The sequence below is a fragment of the Chromobacterium sp. genome, assembly GCF_041912965.1.
Lineage (GTDB): Bacteria > Pseudomonadota > Gammaproteobacteria > Burkholderiales > Chromobacteriaceae > Chromobacterium > Chromobacterium aquaticum.
Genome location: NZ_JAYSGF010000078.1, coordinates 1 through 6,405 on the forward strand (window position 1 = coordinate 1; position 6,405 = coordinate 6,405).

The 6,405-nt window shown below is 65.5% G+C and carries 5 protein-coding genes and 1 pseudogene; 1 reads left to right on the forward strand and 5 read right to left on the reverse strand.

Annotation, left to right across the window (positions count from 1 at the left end; genetic code table 11):
- The 5 genes and pseudogenes from ACE3QM_RS22420 to zwf all read right to left on the reverse strand — a co-directional run.
- Positions 1-863 (reverse strand): annotated as a pseudogene (locus ACE3QM_RS22420) (glucose-6-phosphate isomerase); the annotation flags it as partial.
- 5 nt (positions 864-868) lie between these two features.
- Positions 869-1,720: a transcriptional regulator HexR gene (hexR, locus tag ACE3QM_RS22425; protein WP_048408071.1), complete on the reverse strand. Its 852-nt coding sequence runs from the start codon at positions 1,718-1,720 to the stop codon at positions 869-871.
- A 4-nt stretch (positions 1,721-1,724) separates the two neighbouring features.
- Entirely contained in the window at positions 1,725-2,750 is a 1,026-nt protein-coding gene (locus tag ACE3QM_RS22430; RefSeq protein ID WP_374425001.1) for a glucokinase, read from the reverse strand.
- Positions 2,731-3,408 (reverse strand): 6-phosphogluconolactonase, encoded by a 678-nt coding sequence (pgl, locus tag ACE3QM_RS22435; RefSeq protein WP_374425003.1) that lies wholly within the window; start codon positions 3,406-3,408, stop codon positions 2,731-2,733. Before pgl ends, ACE3QM_RS22430 begins: the two co-directional genes overlap by 20 nt.
- 180 nt (positions 3,409-3,588) lie before the next feature.
- Positions 3,589-5,067 (reverse strand): glucose-6-phosphate dehydrogenase, encoded by a 1,479-nt coding sequence (gene zwf / locus ACE3QM_RS22440; protein WP_374425005.1) that lies wholly within the window; start codon positions 5,065-5,067, stop codon positions 3,589-3,591.
- Positions 5,068-5,321: 254 nt separating this feature from the next.
- Between zwf and ACE3QM_RS22445 the strand changes: the two genes are divergently transcribed.
- A partial coding sequence (locus tag ACE3QM_RS22445; protein WP_374425008.1) for a dihydroxy-acid dehydratase occupies positions 5,322-6,405 on the forward strand: 1,084 nt, incomplete at its 3' end.

Genomic DNA, 6,405 nt, shown 5'->3' on the forward strand with positions numbered 1-6,405 from the left:
AAGTTCTCCTCGCCCAGGTAGAGCATGATGGGCAGGCCGATGGCCGACCACAGGCTGTAGCGGCCGCCCACCCAATCCCAAAATTCGAACATATTCGACGGATCGATGCCGAAGTCGGCCACCGCCTTCTGGTTGGTGGACACCGCGACGAAGTGCTTGGCCACCGCGCTTTCATCGCGCGAGCGCTGCAGGAACCAGTCGCGCGCGGTCAGCGCGTTGGTCAGCGTCTCCTGGGTGGTGAAGGTCTTGGACTCCACCACGAACAGCGTGGTCTCGGAATGGACCTTCTTCAGCGTTTCCTTGAGCTGGGCGCCATCCACATTGGAGACGAAGTGCATGTTCAAACGCGGATGGCCGAAGGGCTTGAGCGCGCTACAGACCATCAGCGGGCCCAGGTCCGAGCCGCCGATGCCGATGTTGACGATGTCGGTGATGGGCTGATTGGTATAACCCAGCCATTCGCCGGAACGCACCGCGTGGGCGAACTTGCCCATGCGCTCCAGCACCGAATTGACCTTGGGCATCACGTCCTCGCCGTCCACATGGATGGGCGAGTTGGTGCGGTTGCGCAGCGCCACGTGCAGCACCGCGCGGTTTTCGGTGCTGTTGAGCTTCTCGCCCTTGAACATGGCCTTGATCTTGGCCGGCAGCCCGGCTTCGCGCGCCAGCTGCATCAGGCCCTTCAGCGTTTCGTCGGTGATGCGGTTCTTGGAGTAGTCGAGGAACAGGCCGCCCACCTCCAGCGCATAGCGTTCCGCCCGCTCCGGATCGGAGACGAACAAATCGCGCATGTGCTGGTGCTTGGCCTCGGCAAAATGGTCCCACAGTGCCTGCCAGGCCGGTAGTTCGGTCAGTCCGCTCATGATGGTCAATCCTCTTCGGTTTTGTTGTCCAGCCTGCGGTTCTTCAGGCTGTGCTTGGTTTTTTCCAGCTGGCTGATCAGGCCCGGCCCGCGCTTGAGCGCCACGCTCACCGCCAGGATGTCGATCTGCACCAGGTGCACGATGCGCGAAATCATCGGGCTATAGGTTTCATTGTCTTCCAGCGTGTCGGCGATCAGGGCCACCGTGGCGCGGCGCGCCAGCGGCGAACCGCTGGTGGTCAGCGCCACCACGCTGGCGCCGGCGGACAGCGCCACATCCACGGCTTCCAGCAATTCCAGCGTGCGGCCGGAGCTGGAAATCGCCACCAGCACATCGCCCGGGCCCAGCACCGAGGCCGCCATCATCTGGATGTGGGTGTCGGAATAGGCGACGGTGGGAATGCCGAAGCGGAAGAATTTGTGCTGGGCGTCGGCGGCGATGATGCCGGAGTTGCCCAGGCCGTAGAATTCGATGCGGCGCGCGTCGGTCAGCAGCCGCACCGCGGACTCTATCGCCTGCGGATTGACGTCGTTGCGGCACTTGAGCAGCGCGGACACGGTGTTGTCGAACACCTTGGCGACGATTTCCGAGGTCGGATCTTCCGGGCGCACGCTGGAGTGCACATAGGGCACGCCGGTGACCAGGCTGCCGGCCAGCTTCAGTTTGAAGTCCGGCAGGCCGGAACAGCCGACGGTGCGGCAAAAGCGGATCACGGTGGGCTGGCTGACGCCGGCGTTCTTGGCGATGTCGGCCACCGCCGCCTGGATCACGGTGTAAGGCTGTTCCAGCACCAGCTCGGCCACTTTGCGCTCGGCCGAGGACAGGATCTCCAATTGGCTCCTGATACGTTCAAGCATGTATTTACTCTCCTGCCGCGCCGTCGTCAGGATGCGCCCGGGGTCGGGCGCGGGCCTTCGCCAGTTCGGCCGCCAGATGGGCGGCCACGCCCGGCAAGGCCGGGTAGGAGCTGACGATCAGATAGACCGGAATCGCGGCCAGATAGCCGGACATCCGTCCCTTATCCTCGAAGCGGCGGCGGAATGGTGATTGTTCAAAAAAACCGCGTAGACGCGGCACAATACCACCACCTAGATACACGCCGCCACGGGCGCCGAGATTCAGGGCCAGATTCGCCGCCGCGCCGCCCAGCATGCCGCAGAACACTTCCAGGGTTTCTCGGCAGCGCGGACAGGCGCCGGACAGGCCGCGCGCGGTGACCTCGGCCGGGTCCAGCGCCGCCAGCGTTTCGCCGGCGCGCTCGCACAAGGCCTGATAAATCAAGGGGATGCCGGAGCCGGACAGCAGGCGCTCGGCGGACACATGGCCGAAGCGCCCCATCGCGTGGCGCCAGATGTCGGCCTCGCGCTCGTCGAAGGGGGCGAAACCGACATGGCCGCCCTCGCCCGACAAGGGCGCATGGCCGCCCGGATACGGAATCAGCGCCGACACGCCCAGGCCGGTGCCGGGGCCGATCAGCGCCAGTGGCGCGCCGGCTTCCGCCTCGCCGCCGCCGATGCGCAGCAGCTCGCTGGCCGACAGATGCGGCAACGCCAGCGCCAGCGCGGTGAAATCGTTGATCACCAGCAGCGTGGTCAGACCCAGCGCCTGGCGCGTGGCCTCGATGGAGAAGGCCCAATGGTGATTGGTCATCTGCACCCAGTCGCCCAGCACCGGGTTGGCGATGCCGAAGGCGGCATGAGCGACCGCGCGCGCGCCGGCCAGATCAAGATAGGCGCGCACCGCGTCCAGCAGCGTGGGATAGCCGGCGCAGGGCAGCACCTCGATGTCCTCGATCACGCCGGGCGCGGTTTCCAGCGCGAAGCGGGCGTTGCTGCCGCCGATATCGGCCAGCAGCCGCGGCCATTGTTCAGGCAGACCAGTAGACATCCAGCGCTACCTTGTCTTGGGCCAGGAAATGGCTGATCGGCAGCGCGTCGCTGACGCCCTGGGCGGCGGCGCCCAGCACCTGGCGCTTCTTGTCGCCCTGGATGGACAGGATCAGACAGTCGGCGCGCAGCAGCGCGGCATAGCTCATCGACACGCGGCGGTGCGGCGCGGTCTTGGGCGTCACCGCCAGGAAGGCGGCGGCGGACGCCGGGTCCAGGCCGGCCGCCAGTTCGTCGGTGCCGGGAAATAGCGAAGCGGTGTGGCCGTCCTCGCCCATGCCCAGGATGGCGACGGTGGGCGGAACGAAAGCGGCGTTGGCGCGCGCCACGTCGGCATCGATGTCCGAGGCGTCGTCGACCAGGGGCTGGAAGCGCGCGGCGGCGGCGCGGTCGCGCAACAGATGGGCGCGCACCAGCGCGGCGTTGCTGTCCGGATGGCTGTCCGGCACGAAGCGCTCGTCCACCAGGGTGATGCTCACCTTGGACCAGTCTATCGCCATGGTGCTGAGCATGTGGAAGAAGGGAATCGGCGATTTGCCGCCGGACACCGCCAGCACGGCGGCGCCCTGGCTGGCGATGGCGGCGCCCAGCCTGGCGGCCACGCTATTGGCCAGCGCGGTCGACTGTTGCTCGCTATCGGAGAATTCTACGCAGTTCATCAGCGGCGCTCCGCGGGTAAGAAGTTAAGATCAAGCATCGGTGCTGCCCGAAGTTAAAACGAGACGCTCAGCATGGGGCAGCCATCGTCGCGAGCGCCTCGAGGTCGAAGCGAGACGCGCAGCCGTACGGTAGTACGGCGAGCACCGCAGCATTCGAGATCGAGACGCGCAGCAGATGGATCAGCATTCCTCGTGCCAACCTATCCCATCGCGCGATAACAACGCGCTGGACGCCGCCGGACCCCAAGTGCCGGCGGTGTACTGCTTGGGCGGCAAATTGCTGCTGCGGCTCCAGCTGTCCATGATGGGTTCCACCCAGCGCCAGGCCTCGATCAACTCGTCGCGACGCATGAACAGCGCCAGCTTGCCGCGGATCACGTCCAGCAGCAGGCGCTCGTAGGCATCGGCGCGGCGCACTTTGAACGCTTTATAGAAGTCCAGGTCGAGATAGGCCGGCTGCAGGCGCATATTGTCGCCCGGTTCCTTGGCCAGGAAGTACAGGCGGATGCTTTCCTCCGGCTGCAGGCGGATCACCAGCCGGTTGGCGGTGTGGCTGCCGCTCATCGGGCCGTTGAACAGCTGGTGCGGCACATCGCGGAAGTTGATGACGATCTCGGCTACCCGCTCCTGCATCCGCTTGCCGGTGCGCAGGAAGAAGGGCACGCCGGCCCAGCGCCAGTTGTCGATCTCGGCCTTGAGCGCGACGAAGGTCTCGGTCTGGCTGTCGGCGGGGATGCCTTGCTCGTTCAGATAGCCGACCACCGGCTGGCCGCCCACGGCGCCGGCCTTGTATTGGCCGCGCACGGTCTTGGCCGCCACGTCCTGCTCGCTGAACGGGCGCAAGGCCTTCAGCACCTTGAGCTTCTCGTCGCGCACCGCGTCGGCTTCCATATTGGCCGGCGGCTCCATCGCCACGATGCACAGCAATTGCAACAGGTGGTTCTGCACCATGTCGCGCAGCGCGCCGGTGCCGTCGTAGAAATCGCCACGGCTGCCCACGCCCAGGTCTTCGGAGATGGTGATCTGCACATCGTGTATCCATTCGCGCCGCCACAGCGGCTCGAACAGCGCGTTGGCGAAGCGGATCGCCATCAGGTTCTGCACCGATTCCTTGCCCAGATAATGGTCGATCCGGTACAGCTGCTCTTCCTTGAAGAAGCGCGCCACGTCGTCGTTGATCTCGTTGGAGGAATCCAGGTCGGTGCCCAGCGGTTTTTCCAGCACCACGCGCACATTGCCGCTATTGAGGCCCACCGCCGCCAGGTTCTCGCAGATGCCGGCGAACAGATTGGGCGCGGTGGCCAGATAACAGACCACCACGCGGTCGCCGTCGTCCTTGAGCTTGTCCGCCAGCGCCGGGAAATCCCGCGGCTGCGAGGCGTCCACTTTCAGATACTCGATCCGCGCACAGAAGCTGTCCCAGGCGGCGGCGTCGAAATGGGCTTTGACGTGCTGGCGCGAGTTCTTCTCGACAAAGGCCAGGTAGTCGTCGCGGCTCAGGTCCTTGCGGCCCAGCGCCAGGATGCGGCCTTGCTGGTTGAGCAGGCCGGCGGCGTGCGCCTGGTACAGCGAGGGCAGCAGCTTGCGCATCACCAGATCGCCGGCGCCGCCGAACAACACCATATCGAAGGCCGGGGTTGGCGTAGTACGGGTATCCATCCTGATCTTCCATCTCGAGATGTTTGTAGATGTAGTTATATTACCACCAGCTTTTACCTTGTCCATGTCATCACGCGGGCGCAGGCCGCTTTTGCAACACCTTTTGCCCCAAAGCAAACAAATCGGCCAATCGCTGTAATGGCGCGTGTAGCGTCGTGTCGCCCGGCGTATCATGCTTGTGCGGCGCTGGAGCGCGTCTTGCATTTTGAGTGTAGTAAAACTACTATCAACCCACTTCAACACGGAACGTCATCATGGCCTTGCACCCCACCCTGTCCGCCGTTACCGAGCGCATCGTCAACCGGAGCCAGGCGACGCGCGCCGCCTACCTGGACCGTGTGCGCGCCGCAGCCCATCAGGGAAGGGTGGAGCGCTCGCAACTGTCGTGCACCAATCTGGCCCACGCCTTCGCCGCCATGCCAGACGGCATCAAGATCCACCTCAAGGAAGAGCACCGCCCCAATCTGGCCATCGTCTCTTCCTATAACGACATGCTGTCCGCCCACCAGCCGCTGGAAACCTATCCGGCGCTGCTGAAGGAGGCGGCGCTGGCGGCCGGCGCCACCGCCCAGTTCGCCGGCGGCGTGCCGGCGATGTGCGACGGCGTGACCCAGGGCCAGCCGGGCATGGAGCTGTCCTTGTTCTCGCGCGACATCATCGCGATGAGCACCGCGGTGGCGCTGTCCCACCAGATGTTCGACGCCGCGCTGTATCTGGGCGTGTGCGACAAGATCGTGCCCGGCCTGCTGATAGGCGCGCTGTCCTTTGGCCACCTGCCGGCGGTGTTCGTTCCCGCCGGCCCGATGACCACCGGCATCGCCAACGATGAAAAAGCCAAGGTGCGCCAGCTGTACGCAGAAGGCAAGGTCGGCCGCGACGCGCTGCTGGAATCCGAGTGCCAGTCCTACCACGGCCCCGGCACCTGTACCTTCTACGGCACCGCCAACTCCAATCAGATGCTGATGGAGATCATGGGCCTGCACCTGCCCGGCGCCGCCTTCGTCAATCCGGGCACCCCGCTGCGCGAGGCGCTGACCCGCGCCGCCGCCAAGCAGGCGGCCAAGATCGCCGCTCAGGGCAAGGCCTTCACCCCGGTGGGCGAGATGATAGACGAGAAGTCCATCGTCAACGCCATCGTCGGCCTGCTGGCCACCGGCGGCTCCACCAACCACACCATGCACATCGTCGCCATCGCGCGCGCCGCCGGCATCGATGTGAACTGGGACGATTTCGACGAACTCTCCGCCGTGGTGCCGCTCTTGGTGCGCGCCTACCCCAACGGCAAGGCCGACGTGAACCACTTCCACGCCGCCGGCGGCATGGGCTTCGTGATCCGCG